Below are 232 nucleotides of genomic sequence, written 5' to 3'. Positions count from 1 at the left end.
GGGTTGCATACTACATAGTGATCAAGGTAGTGTTTACACGTCGTATTCTTACTATCAATTATGCGAAGAAAAAGGCATTATCAGAAGCATGCCCCGAAAGGGAACACCTGCTGATAATGCCCCGATAGAAAGTTTTCATTTCTCGCTAAAGTGTGAAACCTTCTACATCAACAATGAGCTTAATAGCTCTAATCACATTGTAATAGATATTGTCGAAAATTACATTAAAAAC

General features: G+C 36.6%; 1 pseudogene. It reads left to right on the top strand.

The annotated features are described in order from the left end of the window. A pseudogene (locus ACSUE0_RS14600) lies at positions 1 to 232 on the top strand (IS3 family transposase); the annotation flags it as partial.

This window comes from Staphylococcus sp. AS1337 (assembly GCF_051408735.1).
GTDB lineage: Bacteria > Bacillota > Bacilli > Staphylococcales > Staphylococcaceae > Staphylococcus > Staphylococcus xylosus_B.
The sequence above is the reverse complement of the archived record's forward strand: the minus strand, read 5'-3'. Positions and strand labels throughout refer to the sequence as shown.